Raw genomic sequence first — 21,651 nt, forward strand, 5'->3', positions numbered from 1 at the left:
AGAGTCGGGTTCTGGAAGTTTCGAAACCTCGCCGATGGTCCGGGTGGTCGGGACATCGATGTCAGTAGTGCCCCCGTCCGACTACTGCGTGCCGGACGCCTCCGGTGGGGTCTTCGACGTCGCCGTCGTGTCGAGGGATGACGTGCAGGTGCGCGTGGAAGACCGTCTGGCCAGCAGCTCGGCCGGCGTTGAATCCGACGTTGTAGCCGTCCGGCCGGAACTTCGAGTCGAGCAGCGCCTTGACGTCGCCGACCAGATCGAGGGCCGCTGCCCACTCTTCGCGAGTCGCGTCGAACCAGACCACGATCGGGCGGACCGGGATGATCAACGTGTGACCAGGTGACACGGGGTTCGCGTCGTAGATGGCAAACGCGAGGTCGTTCTCAGCGATCCGGCTCTCCCGCGGGACAGCAAGGAACGGGGACGCGGCGTGACTCATGCCTTGATCCAACACCACGCGGCTGCCTCGATCCCAGGCCCCAGGGAGGTCACACGCACAGCGCGCGGCCTGTAGACCTTCGACAACGGACACCGCTGCTTCAAAACTGACCGTTTGTGACGCACCCGCGAGCGTGCGCTCGAGACGCCTCGACACGCCGGTCAAGAACCCCGTTCGAAACCCGAGCCCGTTCAGAACCTCCGGCAGGGGTTTCCGCTACGGCGGCGGCATGGCGATCACCTACGGCTGTGCGTGGGTCTCGACGTGCACATGCTGGCGGCGCTCGCCCAGAGGGAGGCAGGCCTCATCCGCGACCGCCCCCTCGACGGCCCAGGCCCGGTCCTCTCGTACCCGGCGAGGCTCAGCGGTCGAGCGGCTCCACCACCATCGCTGCGCCGCCGCCGCGGCGGCGCGGTTCGGACACCGCCGTGAGCAGGCCGTCGTCGCCGATCTGCACGGCGGTGGCGGCGCCGATCTCCGCGGCGGACGTGAACGCGTCGCCCGCCGGCACGAGCGTGTGCCCGTAGGCCTCCAGCGCCGGCCCGTACGCGGCGATGAACTCCGGCTCGGCGGTGACGGACGCCGTGTTGCGCTGCGCTGCGCGGGGCGCGGCGAGCGCGTCGCCGATCGGCATGCCCCGGTCGAGGTGGTTGGTGAGCGTCTGCAGCACGGTCGTGATGATCGTGGATCCGCCCGGCGACCCGAGGGCCAGGACCGGCTCGCCGTCGCGCAGCACGATCGTCGGCGACATCGACGACCGCGGCCGCTTGCCCGGCTCGATGCGGTTCGGGTCGTCCGCCGCCCACACGGTGGAGAAGTCGGTCAGCTCGTTGTTCAGCAGGAAGCCGCGGCCCGGCACGAGCATCCCCGAGCCGCCCGTCTGCTCGATCGTCAGCGTGTACTCGACGACGTTCCCGTCCCCGTCCACGACGGTGAGGTTGGTGGTGGACACGTTCTCCGTGTCGGAGTCGGCGGGGGCGATCGTCTCGCCGCACGCCGCGTCGTCGGCGTCCACGTCGCCGGGCGTGACGGGCTTGGTCGCCGCGGCCTCCGGGTCGAGCAGGCACGCGCGCTCGGCCGCGAAGTCGTCCGAGAGCAGGGTGTCGAGGGGGACGTCGACGAACGCGGGGTCGCCCACGTACGCGCCCCGGTCGGCGAACGCCAGGGCGCTCGCCTCGAGGTAGTGGTGCAGGTAGGCGGCGTCGTCCATGGCGGCGAGGTCGAACGTCTCGAGGATGTTCAGCGCCTCGCCCACCGTGGACCCGCCGCTCGACGACGGCGCCATCCCGTAGACGTCGTAGTCGCGGTAGTCGGACTCGGCCGGGTCCTGGAGCAGGGCCTCGTACCCGGCGAGGTCGTCGAGCTCGAGGAAGCCGGGCGGCACGGGCAGGTCGGTGTCCGGCGAGGTCTGCGGACGCTGCACGGCGTCCACCATCTCGGCGGCGAGCGCGCCGCCGTAGAACGCGTCGGTGCCGCGCTTCGCGAGCAGGTCGTACGTGTCCGCCAGGTCACGGTTGCGGAACACGCTGCCGACGGCGGGCGGCTCGCCGCCCGGCAGGTACAGCTCCGCCGTCGCGGGGAACGCGGCGAACCGCTCCGCGTTCGACGCCGTCTGGTCGTGGAACGTCTGGTCGACGACGAACCCGCGCCGCGCGAGCTGCGTCGCCGGCTTGAGCGCCTTCTTCAGCGAGTAGGTGCCCCACTCGTCCAGCGCCGTCTGCCAGGTGGCGGGGGTGCCCGGTGTGCCGACGGAGACGCCGCTCGTCACCAGCTCGGGCGTGAAGGGGTACGGCTTGCCCGTCGCCGGGTCGATGAACGCGTCGTTCGGCATGTCCGCGGGGGCGGTCTCCCGGCCGTCGATCGTCTGCACCTCTCCGCTGTCGGCGTCGTAGTAGACGAAGTACCCGCCCCCGCCGATGCCCGCGCTGTACGGCTCGGTGACGCCGAGCGCCGCCGCGGCGGCCACCGCGGCGTCGACGGCGTTGCCGCCCTTGCGCAGCACCTCCAGGCCGACGCGGCTCGCCTCCGGGTCCACGGTGCTGATCGCGCCCCCGTAGCCGACGGCGGTGGGGACCTTCACGTCGTCGCGCGGGTGGCCGCTCGCGGGCGCCGTCCCGAGGGCGCCGACGACGGCGGTCGTCCCGGCCAGCGCTACGGCGGTGAGGGCGGCGGCGGTCCGGGTGCGGATCGACGGGCGTGCGGAACGGCGGTGGTCCACGGTGGCCTCCTGGACGGGTGTGCCCGGTGCGTTCCACCCACAGTGGCCGAAAACGTCCTCGGTCGCCCGCCGAGGGCCGTGGCGCCGTGCCCGGCCGGTTGCGTGGAGAGGGTCGATGGCGCGACCGTGGCCGGATGACGACACCGGTCGGCGGCTTCGCGCTGCGTACCTCGGACGCCCAGGCGGCCGAGGCGGCGCTCGCCGCGATCTTCCCGGGGGTGCAGCTGCGGGCGCCGAGGGAGTCCTTCGAGTTCTCGATCCGCTCCGCCTCCGTCGCCCACGCCACCTGGACCGACCACACGCTGCCGTTGGCGGGCACGACGACGATGGGCGACCCGGGGCCGGTCATCGTGCTCCGGCTCCAGGGTCGGATCCGGCTGGAGCACGCGGGCGCCGCCCACACCGAGGGGCCGGCGCTGCTCGACGCGGCCGGCCCGGCGAGCGCGACCTGGCAGACGGCGCGGTCGAGCGGCTTCGCGCTCGACCGGGAGTACGTCCGGGCCGTGGCCACCCGGTTGACGGGGCGGGACCAGCCGGCGCACCTGTTCCACGCGGGGCGGCCGCGGGGGCCGGCGGAGGCGCTCACCTGGGCCGCCGCGGCGTCCTTCGCGGCGGAGGCCCTGACCACCCACGCGGACGCGCTGGCGGCGCCCACGCTGCAGCGGTCGCTGGTGCACCACCTGGTGCTCACGCTGCTGCACACGTTCCCCAACGTGGCCACGGATGACCCCGGGGCCGGCGCCGACCGCGCGCTGCCGGCCGTGGTGCGGCGCGCGGTCGCGTTCATGGACGAGCACGCGCACGAGCCGATCACCGTCGACGAGGTCGCCGCGGCCGTGCACGTGTCGACCCGTGGCCTCCAGGCGGCGTTCCGCCGGTCGCTCGGGACGACGCCGGGGGAGGTGCTGCGCCGGGCCCGCCTGGACGGCGCCCGCCGCGAGCTCCTCGGCGCCGACCCGGACGTCACCACCGTCGCGGCGGTGGCGCACCGGTGGGGGTTCCTGCACCTCGGTCACTTCGCCTCCCGGTACCGGGACGCGCACGGAGAGCTGCCGTCCGCGACGCTGCGCCGCTGATCGAGGGAGGTCGCGGGAGGTCGCGGGAGGTGCGGTCAGGGACGCGGCGGCCCGGCCGGCCCTGACGGCTCCGGCCGGAGCAGCCGGTCGAGGCTCCGGCGGGCGTCCGGCCCGTCCCGGCGCGCGACCTCCAGCACTCGGGCGGCGAGGTCGCGAAGCCGGATGTTCCGGTCGTTGGACGTGGCGCGCAGCAGGCGGAAGGCCTCGTCCGGCCCGACGTCGTAGAGCAGGGTGAGCATGCCCTTGGCCTGGTCGATCGTGCCTCGGCTCTCCGCCGCGGCCGCGACCTGCCGGGACGCCTCCTGCCGCGCGCGCTCGTCGAGGTCGTGGGTGATGTCCGTGACGGCGCCGCGGATCGCCTCGACGCCCGCGGCCTCGGGGATGGTCTCGACCTGGCCGGTGAGAACCACGGTCCGCTCGCGCCCGCGGGCGTCCATGATGCGGTGCACGCTCGCGAACGGGGCGCGGGTGCGGCGCGCGCCGGCGAGCAGCCGGCGCACCCGTTCGCGGTCCTCGGGATGCTTGTGCGCGAGGACGAGCGACGTGGTGGGCACGACCTCGCCCGGCTCGAAGCCGTGGATCTCGTACGTCTCGGCGGACCACCACCAGGTCTCGTCGGGGAGGGTGCACCGGAAGGTGCCCGTCAGGTGCCGCCTGCCGAGGTCGAGGGCGTGGTCCACCGTGTCGGGGTCGAGCGCCGGGGCGGGGGCGGCGAGCGTACGGGGGACCGGTGCGTGCGGGTGGTCGGGCGTCGACGAACCATCGGGGTGCATGGGGACCTCCAACCTGCGGTCCCGAGGGGGACGCGAGGCAGCGCCGGTTCTCGACGCCGATCGATCACCTCACCACGGTCCGCGGGTCGGCCCTGCACCGGGTGCGTCTCGGGGACGGTGGTGTGCGCCCCAGGGATGCCGGCCGCCGGCGGTCGCGCATCGCTGACAGAAAGTTTCCCTTCTGGTTGACATCATGAAAGTTGGTGGCAACCTGGTCGCGGGACGCTGCGACGGCGCACGTCCCGGCCCGACCAGCGGAGGATCCGATGAGCCGAGCTCTGCCCCCTGCCCGACGCACCGTCCCCGCGGGGGTCGGCCTCCTGCTCGGCCTGGCGATGGCGGTGCCCGCGGGCACCGCCGCGGCCGCCCCTCCGGGCGACCCGCGCGACCTGCCCGTCGCGACCGCCGGCGTCACGCCCGCGCCGGCCGGGGCCGTCACCGGCACGGTCTCCGACGACGTCGCCGACCTGCCGCTGGACGACGCGGGCGCCGCGATCGTCACCGAGCGCACGGAGCGGCTGATCGCCCCGGGGCTGGAGCTCACCGAGTTCGCCCGCGTCTCGGCCGAGGGCTGGCTGAGCGGCGAGGTGCTCGTCGCGCACCTCGGCCAGGAGGGCGGGCCGCGGCTCGGCTACCTCGGCCCCGACGCCGTCGCCGGCAACGCGACCGTGAGCCAGCTGGCGGCCGACCGGGGCGCCGTCGCCGCGATCAACGGCGACTTCTTCGACATCAACAACTCTGGCGCCGCGCTCGGCGCGGCCGTGGACGACGGCACCCTGCTCAAGTCCGCGGCCCCCGGCCGCGAGAAGGCGCTCACGGTCGACTCCTCCGGCGTCGCGCGGCTCGCGGAGCTGTTCCTCGAGGGCACCGTCACGCTGGGCTCGGGCGCCGACGCCCGCGAGCTGCCCGTCGCCGGCCTCAACGTCACCGCCGTCCCGGCGGGCGGCGTCGCCGTCTTCGATGCCGCCTGGGGCGACGCCGCGCGCACCCGGCCCCTCGGCGCGGGGGAGCAGGGCGTCGAGGTGCAGGTGCGCACCGCGCCCGGCAGCGCAGGCGGCACGGGCGGTACCGTCGTCTCGGTCGGCGCGCCGGGCTCGGGCCGCCTGCCCGCCGATGTCCGCGCCGTCGTCGCCCGGCCCGGGGCCGCGGCCGACGCCCTCGCCGCGCTCACGCCGGGGGACGAGGTGGCGCTCGCCTACGGCCTGCGCGAGGACCTCGGCGACCTCACGACGGCCATCGGCGGCGACCCCGACGACTGGCTGCTCGAGGACGGCGAGGTGACTTCCGCGACCAGCGAGTTCGCGACGCTGCGCCACCCGCGCACCGCGGTGGGGCTGAGCGAGGACGGCACGACCGCCTACCTCGTCGTGGTCGACGGGCGGCAGGCGCACAGCATCGGCGCGTCGCTGCCGGAGCTCGGGCGGTTCGTGTCCCAGCTGGGCGCGGACGACGCGATCAACCTCGACGGGGGCGGCTCCACGACGATGGTCGCGCGCCTGCCCGGAGACGCGGGCACGAGCGTGCTCAACCGCCCGTCCGACGGCGCGGAGCGCCTCGACGCGAACGGCCTGGGGCTGTTCACCCCGGAGGGCTCGGGCGAGGTGCACGCGTTCGACGTCCGCGCGGCCGTGCCCACGGGCGACGCACCCACCGGCGACGCGCTGCGCGTCTTCCCCGGCCTGCACCGCACCCTCACGGCGGCGGGGTACGACGAGAGCCGCGCACCGGTCGAGACCCGCCCGGACGACTGGACGACGACCGACCCCGAGGTCGCGAGCGTGGCCCGCGCCGACCAGGGTGCGGGGGTCGTGACCGGTGTCGCGCCGGGCACCGCGACCGTCCGCGCCGCGACCCCGGCGAGCGACGGCGTCGCGACGGGTGCGGTGGACCTCACGGTGCTCGGCCGCCTCGAGCGTGTCACCGTCCCCGAGCCGGTGGTGACCCTCCCGGACGCGGACGCGACGGCCTCGCTGACCGTCGTCGGGCACGACGCCGACGGGTACTCCGCGCCGGTCGAGGCGCGCGACGTCGAGGTCACGGGCGGCGACGGCGTCGCCGCGCTGGAGCCGTCGGCCGACGGGTCGTTCACGGTGCGGGCGCTGCAGCCCTCCGGGGCGGCATCCTTCACGCTCACCGTCGGCGACCTCGCCGTCGACGTGGCCGTCGCCGTCTCCCTCGACGAGGTGCAGGTCGCGGACTTCTCCGACGCCGCGCGGTGGACGTCCGCGCACGACCGGGCGCCCGGCGGGTCCGTCGCCCCGGCCGACGGGCACGACGGCGCGGCCGGCCTGCGGCTCACCTACGACTTCACCCAGTCGACCGCGACCCGCGGCCAGTACGCGGTCGTGCCGGACGGCGGGCGCGTGATCGAGGGCCAGCCGCGCAAGCTCACGATGTGGGTGCACGGCGACGGGAACGGCGCCTGGCTGCGGCTCCAGGTGCGCCAGGGCAACGGCGTCACGACGAACCTCGACGGCCCGACGGTCTCGTGGGAGGGCTGGCGCCAGGTGGAGCTGACAGTCCCGGAGGGCGTCGCCTACCCGCTGACGATGCAGCGCGTGCGGTTCCTGGAGACGGGTGCGGCGGCGCAGTACGCGGGCGAGCTGGTCATCTCCGACGTCCGGGCCCACGTGCCGCCGGACGTCGAGGCGCCGGAGCCGGCGCGCGTCGAGGACCCCGTGGTCGTGGCCGACGGCGCGACGGACGACGCCCCGCTGCGGGTCGCGGTGCTGTCCGACGCACAGTTCGTCGCCCGCGACCCGGGGTCCGGAGCGGTGCAGGGCGCGAAGCAGGCCCTGGCGGAGATCGTCGCGGCCGACCCGGACCTGCTCGTCATCAACGGCGACCTGGTGGACGAGGCGTCACCCGCCGACTTCGACCTGGCCCGAGAGGTGCTCGACGACGGCCTCGCCGGCGCGGACTTCCCCTGGTACTACCTGCCGGGCAACCACGAGGTCATGGGCGGCTCCATCGAGAACTTCGAGGACGAGTTCGGCGAGCGCACGCACGTCGTGGACGTCCCCGACCCGAGGGGTGACGGCGGCACCACGCGCCTCGTCATGCTCGACTCGTCCAGCGGGCGCCTCGGCAGCGACTTCGCACAGCTCCGGGCGCTGCGCGACGCGCTCGACGACGCGGCCTCGGACGACGCCGTGACGGGCGTCGTGACCCTGTTCCACCACCCGCTCGACGACCCGCTGCCCACGAAGGCGAGCCAGCTCGTCGACCGGGTCGAGGCGGAGACGCTGCGCGGCTGGTTCGAGGACTTCCGTGAGACCTCGGGCAAGCAGGTCGCGTCCGTCGGGTCGCACGTGGGCGTCTTCCACGCCTCCACCGCCGACGGGGTCCCGTACGTGGTCAACGGCAACTCCGGCAAGAGCCCGGCCAGCACGCCCGCGGACGGCGGGTTCACCGGCTGGTCGATGATCGGCGTCGACCCGGCTGCCGAGGGGACGGGTGACGGCGGCTGGTTCTCCTGGGAGGTCGAGGCGCGCGCCGAGGACGTCGCGGTCAGCGGGCCCGAGGAGCTCGCCGTGGGCACGTCGGGACAGGTCAGCGCGCTGCTGACGCAGGACGGCACCCGCGAGGTGCCGGTCGCGTGGCCCGTCTCGTCCCGCTGGGGCGGGGAGAAGGTGTTCGTCGGCGCGGCCGCGGACGCCCCCGACGGAACCGTGCTGGCACTGGACCCGGCGTCGCACGAGGCGACCGCCGTCGCGCCCGGCCGTGCGACCGTCGAGGTCGAGGTGAACGGCGCCGTCGGCACGCTCGACGTCCTCGTCCCCGCCGGGGTGCCGGGTACCGCCCGGATCAGCGACGACAACGGCTGGGACACCGGCCTGCGCGACGGCGACTACCGCGTGCTCGTCGACCTGTGGTGGGGCGAGAACGCCACCAGCCTCCGGCTCTACGAGGACGGCGACCTGGTCCGCACCGAGAAGCTGACCCACGACGGCACGGCCGCCCAGCGGGTGGCGGTCCCGGTGACGGGCAAACGGAACGGGTCGTACGTCTACACCTGTGAGCTGGTCAACGCCGCCGGCACCACCCCGTGCGCGAACGAGCACACGGTGCGGGTCACCGACGCGAACCCCGGCACCCCGGTGCTGTCCCACGACAACCAGGACGGCGACGGCGACTACGTGGTCACGGCGAACAAGTGGTGGGGGACGCAGGCCACGGGCTACGTCCTGTACGAGGACGGCGTCGAGGTGGACCGTCAGGAGCTCGTCCCCGGCAGCGGTGGCGAGGCCCAGGCGGCGTCGACGGTCGTCACCGGCCAGGACCCGGGCACCTACCGGTACGTCGCGGTGCTCACCAACGCGGCGGGCGAGACGCGGAGCAAGGAGCTCACGGTCCGCGTGCGGCGCTGAGTGGTCGACGTGCCCGCCCGGTCAGGCGGCGGGCACGTCGACCCGCATCACCCAGCGCCACTTGGCGATCCGCCGGTCGCGGACGAAGCCGAACTGCTCGTAGGGCGCCTCGGGGGCCTGGACGAGCGACGCGAAGTCGTCCCGCGTGTCGGTGGTCAGGTGCTTCGTCGCGTACGCCATGTCCGGACGATAGGCACGCGGCGTCGCGCAGGCACGAGCGCGGCCGGGGGCGTTCGCCCCGCCCGCCGCGGTCGGCCTATCCTCGGACCATGAGCGACTTCCAGGTCAACCCGCGCGTCAAGTCCGAGCCCACCGGTGCCGTCCTCGGCCGTTTCCTCGGGGCGCTCGTGCTCTTCCTGGCCGGGCTGGTGCTGCTCGGGTCCGGCGCCTCCGGCGGGAACCCGACCCTGGACCCCTACATGGTCGTCGGCGGCATCCTCGCCGTCGGGCTGGCCTTCGGCCTGCCGATGATCGGCGCGCACGAGCGGGGCTGACCCCACCCCTCACCGCGCCGTCTCGCATGCGCCCGGCCCGATCGGCCCGCACGATGGCGTGGTGACCACCACGACGCTGCACGACAGCACGCGCGACGCCGCGGTCTCCTGCCTGGTCGACGGCACGAGCGTGAACCTCGTCGGTTCCAAGGCGTCGGGCCGCAGCCAGATCGTGGCGAACGTGACCGAGCTCCTCGAGGCGGAGGGCTGGACCGTGCACCGCGTGGCCGCCGTCGCGGCCCTGCGGTCACGACCGCTGGAGCCCCTCGCGATCGCCGGCCTGGTGGGCGCGCCGGGTCGCGGCTCGGCGGTGGCGGGCGCCGTCGAGGCGGTCGTCGCCGCGGTCGCGGACGGCCGGACGGTCGTGGTGGTCGACGACGCCGACGACCTCGACCCGGTCTCGACGGGGGCGCTCGCGGCCGCGTACGCGGTGCGGCGCTTCCCCGTCCTGTGCGTCACGCGGCCCGGACGGCGCGCCGGCGCGGCGGAGGACGGCGCCCCGGTCCTCGCCGACGAGGTGCGGCCCTGCGTGGACCTGCCCGTGCCGCCGCTGCGCTACGTCGACGTGCACACCCTGCTGCTCGAGCTGCTCGGCAGCCAGGTCGACGCGACCGTGGTCGGCCGCGTCTACGCGTCGTCGGGCGGGCTGCCGGGCCTGGTCCACGCCATCGCCGCGACCTCGCGGCGCGCCGGGCACCTCGCCGAGCGCGACGGCGTCTGGCACGCGGACGCGGACCTGTGGACGCCGCAGCTCGTGCGGGCCGTCACGCCGCTCTTGAGCGACCTGACGCCGCCGGCGCTGCGCAGCCTCGAGGAGCTGGCGCTCGTGGGGCCGGTGGAGCCGGCGACGGCCCGCAGGCTGGTGCCCTGGGAGGACCTCGAGCAGCTCGAGGCGTCCGGCCGGCTCTACCTGCGCACGATGGCGGGCGAGCCGCGCCTCAGCGTCTACCCGCCGCTCGTGGGCGAGTACTTCCGGCACGTCAGCACGGGCGTGCGCCGCCTGCACACGCTCGAGCGGGTGTCGGGGGCCCTCGAGGGGTCCGACGGGCTCGACCTGCCGCAGCCCGAGGGGCCCGCCGGACCCGACGACCCGGCCTCGCCCCACCTTCCCCGCGAGTCGGGGGCGGTGCTCGGGCGGCTGGTCCACGAGCAGTGGACGGCCGAGGTGCTCGCCCGCCGCCACGCCTGGACCCGGGCGGCGACGCCGCGCACCGCCGCGTCCTTCCTGGCGGTGCTGCTCAGCGGACCCGTCGACCGTGCCACGGCCTGGCACGTGCTCGGCAGCACCCCGCGGACCGGCGACGACCACGGCCTCGCCCGGCTCACGGAGCGCGAGGCCGAGCTCGTCGCTTTCGTGGACCGGGACCCCGACGCCGCGATGCGGCTCCTCGCCGACGCGCGCGAGCAGGTGGGCGGGTGGTCCGGCCTCCTCGACGCGGTCCGCGCCCGGGTGGCGCTCGCGTCGGGACGGCAGGTGCCGGACGTCGCGGAGAACCTCGGCTCGGACGTCCCGGAGGTGGCGGCCGTCACCCGCACCGTGCAGGCCGCGCGGCTCACCACGACCGGGCGGACGCGGCAGGCGCTGGAGCTGCTGCGCGCCTTCCCGGAGGAGCGGGGGAGGGACCGCGACGTGGTGCACGGCGTGGCCCTGGTCTGCGACGGAGCGTTGGAGGAGGGCCTCGAGTGGGCCCGGCGTCACCTCGACGAGGCGCGGGCCGCCCTCGCGCCGGACGCGCTCCTCGGGCACGGGTACGTCGTGTCGCTCGCGCTCATGCTGCGCGGCTCGTGGGGGGAGCTGCGGGAGCACCTGGGCGAGCTGCTGGCCGTGGGCCAGACGCCCGTCCGCCAGCAGCAGTACCAGGTGGGCAACCTCGCCCTGGCGGCGTCGATCGCCCACCTGGACGGGCGGCCGTCCGCCGCCGCCGCGCTCGTCGCCCAGGCGAGGGCCTTCGGGCTGCCGCCGGGCCCCTTCCCGTACATGTCCACGGTGTGGGCGCGCACGTCGGCCGCGCTGATGCGGGGGGGCCGCGACCCCGAGCTCGCCGAGCTGCTGTGGCGGGAGAGCCGTGCGCTGCGGGACCGGGACTGCCTGGTCTCGGGCGTGCTGGCCGGCATCCCGTCGCTGGAGCTGCGGCCCGACCCGGCGCGGGCCGCGGAGCTCGCCGAGGCCGCCGCCGGCGCCGAGGGCACGCTCGTGCCGCTCCTCGTCGAGCACGGGCTGGCACTGGGCGACGGCGACCCGGAGGCGATGCACCGGGTCGCCGGCCGGCTGGACGACGCGGGCCTGCTGCTGCACTCGGTGCGGCTGCGCGCCGCGGCCGTGCGGGTGCTGCGCGAGCGCGGGGACATGAGCGCGGCCACCGAGGCGCTGGCGCGTGCCCGGCGTCTCGTGGCGCGCCGCCCCGACCTCCTGGCGTTCCTCGCGCCCCTGGCCCCCGGGGTGAACCTCACGCCGCGCGAGCGCGAGGTCGCGCGGCTCGCCGCGCGGGGCCTGGCGAACGCGGAGATCGCCGACGAGCTCGTGCTGAGCGTCCGCACGGTGGAGAACCACCTCGCGAGCGCGTTCCGCAAGTCCGGGGTCGGCACCCGCGCCCAGCTCGCGGAGCTTCTGGACGACGACGCACCCCGGCCGGCACGGCTCGTCTGACCTGACTCCCGGTCGACAAGCGTCAGATACCTGGGTCGGAGGGCGGCGCCCCCTACCCGCCCCGCGACCGCTACCCGGTGTGCCCCGCGGCGCTACCCGAGCGCGCCCGTGCGGGCCCGTGGCGTGCCCGGCCGGGCCTCTACTGGAGGCACGACCCACCGCGGAGCCCACCCGCCCCGCACGCACAGGCCGTCCAGCAGACCGGGCGCCGCCGGAGAGGAACCACCATGACCGAAGCCCTGGAGCGTCAGGAGCAGAGCAAGCGGCGCCGCAAGGCGGTCGTCGGCTGGGGCGCCGTCATCGGCATCGGGGCGCTGCTCACCACCGCAGCCTTCACCGACGTCGAGTGGGGCTCGCTCGGCAGCGGGATCGGCAACGCCGACTCGCGCTACAACCTGCAGATCAAGGACGTCGCCAACGACACCTGGCAGGACAACACGGCCGAGACCACGGCCGAGATCATCACTCTCGCCGATGCCGAGAACATGTTCCCCGGGTCCGGCCCGGTGAGCGGCACCGTCGAGGTCTGGAACGACTCCACGTTCGTGTCGACCCTGAACCTGGCGCTGGTCGACGACACCACCACGCCGAGCGACGTCGACTTCCTCGCCGCGCTCCGGTTCACCGTGACGCAGGACGGCAGCGCCGTCGGCGGCACCTACACCTACGCGGAGCTGGCCTCCGGCATCACGCTGGCGAACCTCGCGCAGGACGACGGCACGGCCGACTCGGGCCCCGACCAGACGGCTCTGGTCATCACCGTCGAGCTGCCCGACCAGGGCTCGGCGGCCGCGAACAACGCGCTCCAGGGCCAGGCCGCACAGGTGCTCGTCAAGGTCGACGGCGAGTCCGTCTGACCCCGACCGCCGTCCCCCGATCTCCCAGGAGCCGCGAGACTTCCCCCTCCCGTCCCGCGGCTCCTGGGCACTGCCGGGCACCCGCCGGGCACCGGCCCGGCACTCCCACCGACCTCCGTGCCGTGGGGTCTTCCCCCGCACCCCACGGCACGGATTCTCCGCACCGCACCCGACGCCCGAGAGGACCATGTGAGGAGGCCCTGGTGAGCACCGACCGTCGTCGTCGCCGCGTCGCCGCGCTCCTCGGCATCCCCCTGGCCGTGGTCGTCGCCCTCACCACCGCGTCCGTCGTGCACCGCACGGACGCCCTCGCGCACCTCACGCCCACGACGTTCGACCTGCAGATCGCGGCGAGCGAGGAGGCGGGGTGGCAGCCCGCCGACGCCGACTGGCGCGAGGGCCGGGGCGGCGAGGCCGCCCTCGACCTGGAGCTCACCCAGGCCGCCGCGACGGGCATCCTGCCCGACCGCCCCGTGGTCCTCCGGTTCGCCGTCCGCAACACCGCCGCCGTCGCCGCCCGGATCACCCTGGGCGCCCGCGACCTGGACCCCGGCGTCGTCGCCCGCGACGCCGCCCTCGACCTCTACGACGTCCTGGTCGTGACCGTCCACGACGGCGGCACCACGCTCGCGGACGCCGTCCCCGCCGCCGACCTGGCACCCGCCTTCGAGCTCGGCGCCGGCGAGCACGTCGTGCTGGACGTCCGCCTCGCCCCGACGGGCGACGCGTACCTCGGGGCGAGCACCCGGCTCGCCCTCGTGGCCGAGGGGGCGAGCCTGTGAACGCCCCTGTGGATCTCCGCACTGCCCGCGGCGGGCGTCGCCCGTCCGCCCGCGCCGTCGTCCTCGCCGCCCTCGCCTCCGCGGCCCTGCTCGTGCTGGGCGTGGGCGTCACCTCCGCCGGGTTCACCGACCAGGCGGAGGCGACCCTGGGCGCCGACGGCACCCTGGGCGGGTCCTACGACATCGCGTTCCTCGACGGCGACGGCGAGCTCCAGCAGGGCGACCCGGACGCCTGGGTCGTCGACACCGCGGACCTCGGGGTCGTCCCGGTCATCGGCCAGGGCGAGGAGCCGTCGTTCACCGTGCACGCCGTGACGACCACCGCCGCCACCGGGCCCGTCGTGCTGACGCTCGTGGACCCCGACCCGTCCGCGCGGGCGGCCGACCCCGGCATCGCCGGCGACGGCGCGGAGCCGTTCGACGTCGCGCTGTTCACGGTCGCCGTCGACGGCGAGGTCGTCGCCCAGCGCCTGACGGCGGCCGAGATCGCGGACGCCGGCCTCACGATCGCCTCGTGGGAGCGAGACATGCCGCGGTCGATCACCGTGGCGATGGCGCTGCCCGCCGCGACCGGGAACCCGTACTACTTCGGCCGCGCCTTCCAGGTGGGCCTCGTGCTCGAAGGGATGACGTCATGACGCCGCGACCGCACCCGGCACGCCGCGGGCGCACCGCCGGCCTGCTCGCCGGCCTGCTCGCCGGCCTGGTCGGCGTCGTCGGGATCCTCGCCCCCGCACCGGCCCTGGCGGCGGTGACGGCGGTGACGGCGGTGACGGCGGGGCAGCGTTCGCCGATCGAGGACGTGAGCGTCGCGGTGCCGTACCCCGGCCACAGCGCGAGCTTCAGCGTGCGGGTGGTCAACACGGAGGCCGTCCCCGCGACCCTGCACCTCCAGGTGCTCGACGGGCCCGACGAGCTCACCGCCGACGACGACCTGCTGGTCGGCGGCGACACGCCGCTGCACGTGACCCTCGTCGGCCCGTCGGGCCGGGCGGTCGCCGACGGCCCGCTGGGCGAGCTCGTGGGCGCCGAGACCGGCCTGGGCCGCCTGGCCGCGGGGGAGAGCACCACGCTCCGCGCCGAGATCAGCCTGCCCGCCGAGGCCGGGGACGAGCTGCAGGGTGTGGGCAGCGCGCTCGTCCTCCGCGTGACCACCGTGGCGGACGACGCCGCCGCCGACCAGGGCGACGGCGTCGCCTCCCTCCTGGGCCGGCTGCCGCGGACGGGTGCCGACCTCGCATGGGCCGCCGCCCTCGCCGCGCTGCTCGTCGCCTGCGGCCTGACGCTGCTCGCGGCCCGCCGGCGCGCCGCCGACGACGCGGGCGGTGAAGACGGCGCCGACGGTGCGACCGGCGCCGGCACGGGCCGTACGGAGGTGGACCGATGACCCGCACCGCAGCCCGCCCCCGCCGCGCCCGCCTGGTCCGGGCGCTGGCCGGCACCCTGGCGGTCGGCCTCGTCGCCGCCGGGCTCGTCGGCGCGGCGACGGCGCCGACCACCACCGCGGCGTACACCGACCGCGCCGCGGCGGAGACGGCCGGCGTCATCACCACCACGGTGGGCCTGACGCCGCAGCAGACCCGCCTGGCCGGCACGGCCACCGCGATCCTCGACGACGGCACGGTCGCCGTCTGGGGCTTCCGCGGCAACGGGCTGTCCGGCACCGGGGTCGCGACCGTCGCGCAGGGCGCGGCGATCTCGGTGACGACGCTGCCCAGCGACGGCCACGCGGACGGCGCACGCCGCGCGGTGAAGCTCGCGGGGACGAGCCTGGACAACTACTTCGCCACGGACGCCGGCTACACCGGCATCGCGGCGCTGTCGGACGACGGGCGCGTGTACACGTGGGGCGGTACCCAGGCCAACAACGTCATGGGGCGCACCAACGCGACCACGCCGTTCACGCAGCCCGGCCAGGTCGACATCCCCGGCACGGTCGTGGACCTCACCTCGTCGGCCACGGTGTTCATGGCGCTGACCTCCGACGGCGACCTCTACACCTGGGGCCACGCCCAGGCGCGCGGAGCGACCGGCCAGGGCGGGACGTCGACGTCCGCCGCCGTGCCCACGAAGATCCTGTCCGGCGTGCACTCGGTCGGCGCCGGCATGTGGAACGGCTGGGCCGTGCGCACCGCCACGGGCGACGACGCGGCCGGGGTCTACTGGTGGGGCTGGGCGAACTCCGCCACCGGGTACGCGGGCGACCCGTCGGGGGCCAACCAGACCTCCAACGCGAACGCGCCCACGCGCTCCGAGGTGCTCTCCGCCTACGTGGCCGGCTGCGACACCGTAGGCGTGGTGGCCGGCTCGGCCGACGACACCTGCTCGGTCCGGTCGCTCACCGGCCACTACTACGGCAACCAGATGGTGCTCGCCGACGGCTCGCTCTACACCTGGGGCAACTACTCCGAGGAGGGCACCGGCCGGCCCGACGGCACCAACCTCGAGGACAACACCCCGACGCTCGTCGAGCTCGCTCCCGGCGTCGGAGCCGTGCAGGTCGGCACGTCCGAGGACTACGTCATGGTGCTCGGCACCGACGGCCAGGTGTACGTCTACGGCCGCTACAGCTTCTCCCGCGGTCCCGATCCGGCGACCGGGGCGATGACGGCGACCAACGTGCTGGCCCCGACGGCGCTCGCGACGCTCGGCAGCGACGTCGAGGCCGTCGTCGGCTTCGGCTACTCCGGCGGCGTCCGCCACGCCGACGGCACCACGTCCTGGTGGGGCGGCACCGACCAGGGCGGCAACGAGAACTGGTACCAGCCGATCCGCACCGGCTTCGCGACGACCACGCTGGGCACCACCCCCGCCGCCCCCATCACGAAGCTCGACTTCCCCGGGGCCACGCAGGAGGGATCATGACCACCGACCGCACCGCCCGGCCCGACCGCCGCCTGCTGCGGGCGGCGCTCGCGGCCGTCGCCGCGCTGGCGGCCGTCACGGCAGCGGTGCTCGGGGTGCGCACCACGTGGGCGGCCTTCTCGGACGTCGAGCACGGCGCGCTCGACACCGCCGCGGGCACGCTCGACGTCGTGCTCGTCGACGAGGACGACGTCGTGCACCAGGCGGAGCCCGGCGACGGCGTCGCCCTCCCGGTCTCCGGCGGCCAGAGCCTGGTCCCGGGCCGCACCGTGGAGGCCGCCTTCGGCGTCGCGACCAACGACGACGTCCCGGCGGAGCTCACGCTCGCCGTCGCGGGCGCCGCGGTGGCCGACGTCCCTGACATCCGTGAGCACCTGCGCCTCACCGTGCTCTCCGCCGACGGCGCGGTGCTCGCCGGGGAGGGGGAGGACGCGCCGGAGGGCGGGCTGACCCTCGACGAGGTCGCGGCCGGCCCCGTCGCGCTGCCGGCCCTCGCGGCGCGCGACGACGCCCCCCTGGCCGACGGCGACCCCTGGACCGCCGGGGCCGACGGCTCGCGCACCGACGTCCGCGTGCTCGTGCACTACGTGGACGCCGACGGCACCGAGGACCTCAACGGGGGCCAGGTCGCGCTCACCGTGCACGTCGACGCCATGAGCCCCGGAGGTGCCTCGTGAGAGCGCTGCGGTTCCTGCAGTCCACCCTGTTGAACGTCGCCGCCGTGGTGGGCGGCCTCTGCATCGTCGTCGTGCTGGCCTGCCTGGCCACGGGGCTGCGGCCCGCCATCGTCGTCTCGGGGTCCATGGCGCCGGGCATCCCGGTGGGCGCGATGACCTTCGCGCGGACCACCCCCGCCGACGAGCTGCAGGTCGGCGATGTCGTCACGCTGCCGCGCACGGACGGCCGCGGGCTCGTCACCCACCGGATCACCGCGATCGACGAGCTCCCCGACGAGGTCGTCGACCCCGCGGGCACCGGCGCCGCGCTGACGCTGCGGGGCGACGCCAACGAGTACGAGGACCCGCGGCCGTACCACGTGGCGACCGTCGGCAAGGTGGCGTTCGACGTGCCCTACCTGGGGGCGCTCGCGGGCTGGTTGCAGACCCACGTCCTCCTCGTGGCGGGCATCCTCGTCGGGCTGACCGTCGTCGTGATGCTGCCGAGCGGCACGGGCCGCCGCGCGGCGCCGGCGGACGCGGACGCGCCCGACCCCGCCGTGGCGGAGCGCACCCCGGCGGGGTCGGGAGCGTCCTGAGCAGCGGTCAGGAACCTGCCTCGATCGCGGTGGGGGTAGAGGTGTGGCTCACCTCGATGCGCCGCGGCTTGGCGTCCTCGGCGACGGGGATCGTCAGCGTCAGCACGCCGTCGGCGTAGGACGCCGAGATCTGGTCCAGCGCCAGACCGCGGCCGAGCGTGAGCTGCCGGGCGACGGTGCCGGTGGTGCGCTCCCGAAGCAGCCACTGTCCCTCGGCCGAGCGCGGCGTCCGCTCCGCGCGGATCGTCAGCGTCCGGTCCTCGCACGACACGTCGATGCTGCCCGGGTCGATACCGGGCAGGTCCACGGCCAGCACGTAGTGGTCGCCCTCGCGGAACAGGTCCATCGGCATCCCGGGGGCGCTGCGGCCGTTCAGTGCGAGCGAGCCGAACATCCGGTCCATCTCCTGGAACGGGTCCCAGTAGGTAGCCATCGCGCATCACCTCCTCGTCGCGAGGCCGCGCCCGCGGCCTCGGTCGCGAACGGCGGGCCGGGCCCTCCGGCTCCGCCGTGGCTACACCAGAAGATTTAGCACTCTGGAGGTGCGAGTGCCAGATCTGGGTGATCGCCGTGGGCGAACGCCGGAGGGCGGGCGTCAGGCGGTGCGGCGCACCTCGTCGACGAAGCGGCGCACGTGCTCGCGCAGGGCGTCGACGCGGCGCTCGACGATCGCCTCGCGGACGCCGTCGTCGTCGCGCCCCGCCTCGGCGAGGGTGGGGCGACGACGCGCGTTGCGGGAGCAGCGGAAGTCGCTGCAGATCAGCGTGCCGATGGTGTCGCCCTTGCGGCCCGCGGCGCCGCCGCGCTTCGCGACGTAGAGCTGCACGTCGCGGGTCTCGACCACGTCCTCGCACCAGGCGCACATGGCGGCGCGGCGCGGGCCGGTGCGCTCGCTCGCGCGCAGGATGACGCCGACGGGCTCGGCGTCCGGCTCGTCGTCGAGGGTCGTGACGACGTACGCGGACAGGGGCTGCTTGCGGTCGCGCCAGCCCAGGTAGTCGAGGCGGTCCCAGTCGACCTCGGCGAGGTCGGGGACGATCATGCGCTGTCGCTCGCTGCGGGTGGCGTTGACGAGGGACGCGCGAAGCTGCTGCTCGGTGAGCGGGGTCATGGGGTATCGGCTTTCAGGTGAGCGGGGGTGGGCAGGGCAAGGCCCCGCACCGTCACCGTGCCGATCGGGTCAGCGCGTGACGGTGCCGGGGCAGGCGGGACTGCCCGAGCAGGCCTGGTGGCCCACCCCGCTCCCTGCGACGCCCGGCATCGCGCTCTCCTCGCTCGTGTGAAAAGTCGTGGTCCGCTCGCGCTCGACGGCGCGACCGGCCCTTCCATGGTGGCACGGGACCGTCGCCCGGGTCGACGTCTATTCCGTCACGCGCGGTCCCAGCCGAGCGCCGAACAGGCGGTTGACACCGTTATGGCGGCAATCCGCACGCCATAACGGTGTCAACCGCCTGTTCGGCAGCTCGGTGGACGAGATCAGAGGGTCGCGCGCACCTCGCGGGCGGCGGCGACCAGGTGCGCCAGGGCCGGCTCGACCTCCGCGTACCCGCGCGTCTTGAGCCCGCAGTCCGGGTTGACCCAGACGAGGGCGGGGTCGATCGACTTCACCGCGAGCCGCAGCAGCTCGGTGACCTCGTCGGACGACGGCACGCGGGGCGAGTGGATGTCGTACACGCCCGGCCCGATGCCGCGGGAGTACCCGGCGTCGGCGAGCTCGGGCACGATCTCCATGCGCGAGCGGGCCGCCTCCACCGACGTGACGTCGGCGTCCAGGCCGTCGATGGCCCCGATGACCTCGCCGAACTCGGAGTAGCACAGGTGGGTGTGCACCTGCGTGGCGGCCTCCACCCCGGACGTCGCGAGCCGGAAGGACCCGACCGACCAGCGCAGGTACTCGTCCTGGTCCGCGCGCCGCAGGGGGAGCAGCTCGCGCAGCGCGGGCTCGTCCACCTGCACGATGCCGATGCCCGCGGCCTCCAGGTCCGCGATCTCGTCGCGCAGGGCGAGGCCCACCTGGTTGGCGGTGTCGCCGAGCGGCTGATCGTCGCGCACGAACGACCAGGCGAGGATCGTCACGGGGCCCGTGAGCATGCCCTTGACCGGCTTCTGCGTGAGCGACGCCGTGTACGCGGACCACTCGACCGTGATGGGGGCCGGGCGCTGCACGTCCCCCCACAGGATCGGCGGGCGCACGCAGCGCGACCCGTACGACTGCACCCAGCCGTTCGCCGTGACCGCGAAGCCGTCGAGGTGCTCCGCGAAGTACTGCACCATGTCGTTGCGCTCCGGTTCGCCGTGCACCAGCACGTCGAGGCCGAGCTCCTCCTGCAGCCGCACGACGCGCCCGATCTCCTCCCGCATCGCGGCGGAGTAGTCGGCGTCGGCGAGCTCGCCCTTCGTCCACGCGGCGCGGGCCTTGCGGATCTCGGGGGTCTGCGGGAACGAGCCGATCGTCGTCGTGGGCAGCGGGGGCAGGTTCAGGCGCGCGGCCTGGGCGGCCGCCCGCTCCGCGTACGAGCCGCGGGCGAAGTCGGCGTCGGTGAGCGCCGCGGCCCGGTCGCGCACCGCGGGCACGACGACGCCGGCCGCCGTCGCGCGCGAGGCCACGGCCGCGGACGACGCGGCGAGCGCGTCCGCGACGGCGTCCCGGCCCTCGGCGAGCGCACGGGCCAGGGTGGCGACCTCGCCCACCTTCTGGTCGGCGAACGCGAGCCAGTCGCGCAGGCGCGGGTCGAGCGTGGTGCCCGCACCGTCACCGAAGACCTCGTCCTCGACGTCGTGCGGCACGTGCAGCAGCGACGTCGACGTGCCGACGGCGAGGGCCCCGGCGCCGAGCGCGCGCAGCGGCTCCACGGCGTCGAGCTTCGCGGTCAGGTCGGCACGCCAGACGTTGTGGCCGTCGATCAGGCCCGCGACGAGGGTCTTGCCCTCGAGCCCGGGCAGCGGCCCGGCGGGTGCCGCGCCCTTGACCAGGTCGATCGCGATCGCGTCGACGTCGGTGGCGGCGAGGAGCGCGAGGGCGTCCTCGTGCAGGCCGCCGAACGGCGCCGTCACGAGGATCGCGGGCCGCTCGGGGTCGGTGTCGTCGGTGCCGGTCGTGAGGTCGGTCGCCAGGGCGCGGTACGCGGAGGCGATCGCCGCGTGCAGCCGCTCGGCCGGCACGTCGAGCGAGTCGGTGACCAGCGCGGGCTCGTCGAGCTGCACCCACGGCACGCCGACGGCGGCCAGCGCGCGCAGCAGGTCGGCGTACGCGGCGACCACGTCGTCGAGCCGGTCGAGCGGGTGGAAGCCCTCGCCCGCCTCGTCGGCGGCCTTCGACAGCGCCAGGAACGTCACCGGGCCCACGAGCACGGGACGCGTGGTGACGCCGGCCTCCTTGGCCTCGGCGTACTCGCGCACGACGCGGTGGTCGGCGAACGAGACCGGCGTCGTCTCGCTGATCTCCGGGACGAGGTAGTGGTAGTTGGTGTCGAACCACTTGGTCATCTCGAGCGGGGCGTCCTCGCCGCGGCCGCGGGCCACGGTGAAGTACCCGTCGAGCTCGAGCGAGCCGTCCTCGTCGTCGAGCAGGTCGCGGAACCGCTCGGGCACGGCGCCCAGCAGCGCGACGACGTCGAGCACCTGGTCGTAGTAGGAGAACGAGCCCGGCACGGAGCCGTCGTCGGGGTTCAGGCCGAGCTCGACGAGGCGGCGCGCCGTCTCGCGGCGCAGGGCGCCGGCCGCGACCTCCAGGTCGACGGCGTCGGAGCGGCCGGCCCAGAAGGACTCGACGGCGCGCTTGAGCTCGCGGCGGCGCCCGATGCGGGGGTAGCCGAGGATCGTGCCGCCGGGGAACGCCGCGGCGGGGGTGGGGCTTGTCGGTGCGGTGGACATGA

Annotated in this window: 18 protein-coding genes; 11 read left to right on the forward strand and 7 right to left on the reverse strand. The window is 75.3% G+C overall.

The window, feature by feature from the left end; all coding sequences use genetic code 11:
• Positions 1-61: 61 nt before the first annotated feature.
• Positions 62-439, reverse strand: a complete 378-nt coding sequence (locus tag ACH436_RS14960; RefSeq protein WP_430560979.1) for an HIT family protein — start codon at positions 437-439, stop codon at positions 62-64.
• Positions 440-800: 361 nt separating this feature from the next.
• On the reverse strand, positions 801-2,657 hold the full coding sequence (gene ggt, locus ACH436_RS14965) for a gamma-glutamyltransferase (protein WP_430560980.1): 1,857 nt from the start codon (positions 2,655-2,657) through the stop codon (positions 801-803).
• Positions 2,658-2,791: 134 nt separating this feature from the next.
• On the opposite strand from ggt, the gene ACH436_RS14970 reads away from it, so the two are divergent.
• Positions 2,792-3,733, forward strand: a complete 942-nt coding sequence (locus tag ACH436_RS14970) for a helix-turn-helix transcriptional regulator (RefSeq protein WP_430560981.1) — start codon at positions 2,792-2,794, stop codon at positions 3,731-3,733.
• 35 nt (positions 3,734-3,768) lie between these two features.
• Here ACH436_RS14970 and ACH436_RS14975 read toward each other — a convergent pair whose 3' ends face one another.
• Positions 3,769-4,506 carry a PAS and ANTAR domain-containing protein gene (locus ACH436_RS14975; protein ID WP_430560982.1) on the reverse strand — a complete coding sequence of 246 codons (738 nt, stop codon included), beginning with the start codon at positions 4,504-4,506 and terminating at the stop codon, positions 3,769-3,771.
• Positions 4,507-4,772: 266 nt separating this feature from the next.
• On the opposite strand from ACH436_RS14975, the gene ACH436_RS14980 reads away from it, so the two are divergent.
• Positions 4,773-8,876, forward strand: coding sequence for a phosphodiester glycosidase family protein (locus ACH436_RS14980; RefSeq protein ID WP_430560983.1), 4,104 nt, complete (start codon positions 4,773-4,775; stop codon positions 8,874-8,876).
• A 21-nt stretch (positions 8,877-8,897) separates the two neighbouring features.
• Here the strand turns inward: ACH436_RS14980 and ACH436_RS14985 are convergent, their stop codons facing one another.
• The gene (locus ACH436_RS14985; protein ID WP_430560984.1) at positions 8,898-9,056 is read right to left on the reverse strand and encodes a hypothetical protein; all 159 of its coding nucleotides are present in this window, start codon (positions 9,054-9,056) and stop codon (positions 8,898-8,900) included.
• An 89-nt stretch (positions 9,057-9,145) separates the two neighbouring features.
• Here ACH436_RS14985 and ACH436_RS14990 point away from each other — a divergent pair, with 89 nt between their 5' ends.
• The 9 genes from ACH436_RS14990 (at position 9,146) to ACH436_RS15030 (ending at position 17,776) form a co-directional block, all read left to right on the forward strand.
• A complete protein-coding gene (locus ACH436_RS14990) occupies positions 9,146-9,370 on the forward strand; it encodes a hypothetical protein (RefSeq protein WP_430560985.1) in 225 nt (74 codons plus the stop codon).
• A gap of 61 nt (positions 9,371-9,431) precedes the next feature.
• Positions 9,432-12,017: a LuxR C-terminal-related transcriptional regulator gene (locus ACH436_RS14995; RefSeq protein ID WP_430560986.1), complete on the forward strand. Its 2,586-nt coding sequence runs from the start codon at positions 9,432-9,434 to the stop codon at positions 12,015-12,017.
• 227 nt (positions 12,018-12,244) lie between these two features.
• Positions 12,245-12,874 carry a hypothetical protein gene (locus tag ACH436_RS15000; RefSeq protein ID WP_430560987.1) on the forward strand — a complete coding sequence of 210 codons (630 nt, stop codon included), beginning with the start codon at positions 12,245-12,247 and terminating at the stop codon, positions 12,872-12,874.
• A gap of 203 nt (positions 12,875-13,077) precedes the next feature.
• Positions 13,078-13,656, forward strand: coding sequence for a hypothetical protein (locus tag ACH436_RS15005; protein ID WP_430560988.1), 579 nt, complete (start codon positions 13,078-13,080; stop codon positions 13,654-13,656).
• A gap of 8 nt (positions 13,657-13,664) precedes the next feature.
• Complete coding sequence (locus ACH436_RS15010; protein WP_430560989.1) at positions 13,665-14,294, forward strand: hypothetical protein; 630 nt, start codon at positions 13,665-13,667, stop codon at positions 14,292-14,294.
• On the forward strand, positions 14,291-15,043 hold the full coding sequence (locus ACH436_RS15015) for a hypothetical protein (RefSeq protein ID WP_430560990.1): 753 nt from the start codon (positions 14,291-14,293) through the stop codon (positions 15,041-15,043). The genes ACH436_RS15010 and ACH436_RS15015 overlap by 4 nt, the downstream gene beginning before the upstream one ends.
• Positions 15,040-16,521, forward strand: a complete 1,482-nt coding sequence (locus tag ACH436_RS15020) for a hypothetical protein (protein WP_430560991.1) — start codon at positions 15,040-15,042, stop codon at positions 16,519-16,521. The genes ACH436_RS15015 and ACH436_RS15020 overlap by 4 nt, the downstream gene beginning before the upstream one ends.
• Positions 16,518-17,198, forward strand: coding sequence for a hypothetical protein (locus tag ACH436_RS15025; protein WP_430560992.1), 681 nt, complete (start codon positions 16,518-16,520; stop codon positions 17,196-17,198). Before ACH436_RS15020 ends, ACH436_RS15025 begins: the two co-directional genes overlap by 4 nt.
• Entirely contained in the window at positions 17,195-17,776 is a 582-nt protein-coding gene (locus ACH436_RS15030; protein WP_430560993.1) for a signal peptidase I, read from the forward strand. The genes ACH436_RS15025 and ACH436_RS15030 overlap by 4 nt, the downstream gene beginning before the upstream one ends.
• A 7-nt stretch (positions 17,777-17,783) precedes the next feature.
• Here the strand turns inward: ACH436_RS15030 and ACH436_RS15035 are convergent, their stop codons facing one another.
• The 3 genes from ACH436_RS15035 to metE all read right to left on the reverse strand — a co-directional run bounded on the left by ACH436_RS15035 (position 17,784) and on the right by metE (position 21,649).
• Positions 17,784-18,209, reverse strand: coding sequence for an Hsp20/alpha crystallin family protein (locus ACH436_RS15035; RefSeq protein ID WP_430560994.1), 426 nt, complete (start codon positions 18,207-18,209; stop codon positions 17,784-17,786).
• Between the two features lie 162 nt (positions 18,210-18,371).
• Positions 18,372-18,887: an FBP domain-containing protein gene (locus ACH436_RS15040; protein WP_430560995.1), complete on the reverse strand. Its 516-nt coding sequence runs from the start codon at positions 18,885-18,887 to the stop codon at positions 18,372-18,374.
• A 365-nt stretch (positions 18,888-19,252) separates the two neighbouring features.
• Positions 19,253-21,649 carry a 5-methyltetrahydropteroyltriglutamate--homocysteine S-methyltransferase gene (gene metE, locus ACH436_RS15045; protein ID WP_430560996.1) on the reverse strand — a complete coding sequence of 799 codons (2,397 nt, stop codon included), beginning with the start codon at positions 21,647-21,649 and terminating at the stop codon, positions 19,253-19,255.
• Positions 21,650-21,651 lie beyond the last annotated feature (2 nt).

The sequence above is a fragment of the Isoptericola sp. NPDC019693 genome, from assembly GCF_044389085.1.
Taxonomy (GTDB): domain Bacteria; phylum Actinomycetota; class Actinomycetes; order Actinomycetales; family Cellulomonadaceae; genus Isoptericola.

Coding starts and splice junctions, on each gene's coding strand:
- ACH436_RS15000 (WP_430560987.1), top strand. CDS start 12,245: ATGACCGAAGCCCTGGAGCGTCAGGAGCAGAGCAAGCGGCGCCGCAAG.
- ACH436_RS14990 (WP_430560985.1), top strand. CDS start 9,146: ATGAGCGACTTCCAGGTCAACCCGCGCGTCAAGTCCGAGCCCACCGGT.
- ACH436_RS14975 (WP_430560982.1), bottom strand. CDS start 4,506: ATGCACCCCGATGGTTCGTCGACGCCCGACCACCCGCACGCACCGGTC.
- ACH436_RS14970 (WP_430560981.1), top strand. CDS start 2,792: ATGACGACACCGGTCGGCGGCTTCGCGCTGCGTACCTCGGACGCCCAG.
- ACH436_RS15040 (WP_430560995.1), bottom strand. CDS start 18,887: ATGACCCCGCTCACCGAGCAGCAGCTTCGCGCGTCCCTCGTCAACGCC.
- ACH436_RS15035 (WP_430560994.1), bottom strand. CDS start 18,209: ATGGCTACCTACTGGGACCCGTTCCAGGAGATGGACCGGATGTTCGGC.
- ACH436_RS14980 (WP_430560983.1), top strand. CDS start 4,773: ATGAGCCGAGCTCTGCCCCCTGCCCGACGCACCGTCCCCGCGGGGGTC.
- ACH436_RS15015 (WP_430560990.1), top strand. CDS start 14,291: ATGACGCCGCGACCGCACCCGGCACGCCGCGGGCGCACCGCCGGCCTG.
- ACH436_RS14960 (WP_430560979.1), bottom strand. CDS start 439: ATGAGTCACGCCGCGTCCCCGTTCCTTGCTGTCCCGCGGGAGAGCCGG.
- ACH436_RS15025 (WP_430560992.1), top strand. CDS start 16,518: ATGACCACCGACCGCACCGCCCGGCCCGACCGCCGCCTGCTGCGGGCG.
- ACH436_RS14985 (WP_430560984.1), bottom strand. CDS start 9,056: ATGGCGTACGCGACGAAGCACCTGACCACCGACACGCGGGACGACTTC.
- ACH436_RS15020 (WP_430560991.1), top strand. CDS start 15,040: ATGACCCGCACCGCAGCCCGCCCCCGCCGCGCCCGCCTGGTCCGGGCG.
- metE (WP_430560996.1), bottom strand. CDS start 21,649: ATGTCCACCGCACCGACAAGCCCCACCCCCGCCGCGGCGTTCCCCGGC.